1 protein-coding gene is annotated in these 353 nt (G+C 63.2%); it reads right to left on the bottom strand.

The features are described from left to right. The coding region (locus G8346_RS01600) for a hypothetical protein (protein ID WP_166047551.1) at positions 1-353 on the bottom strand (353 nt) is incomplete at both ends.

The following is a 353-nucleotide window of genomic DNA, read 5'->3' as shown; positions in this document are numbered from 1 at the left end:
GCGAAGTCGAAGTCGAAAACCGCCCCGGAACCGAAGTTGTTGACGCCAGCAGGGGCCAGGTCCTCAGTCACGCCCGGGTCCGTCGCGTACACGACATTGTCGGGAATGATGCCACCGTCAGCAGCAGTGAAGCCGATATCGGTCAGCAGGAGCGTGAACGGCGCCGCCTGGCCGCCCAGCGGGCCGAGCAGGAAGCCCTGGTTGCCGGCGATCGTCGCCGCAAAATCGCTCATCGGGATCGATACCTGCAGCCAGCCATTGCCCAGGTCGGTCACGCCACTGTAGGTCCCGAGGTTGTACACCTGGCTGGTGTCGCCGTTCTCAATGAACTTGACCTCAAAGGACGCCAGGTT

The sequence above is a fragment of the Thioalkalivibrio sp. XN279 genome, from assembly GCF_011089885.1.
Classification (GTDB): domain Bacteria; phylum Pseudomonadota; class Gammaproteobacteria; order Steroidobacterales; family XN24; genus XN24.
This window is presented reverse-complemented; position numbering and strand designations above follow the sequence as displayed.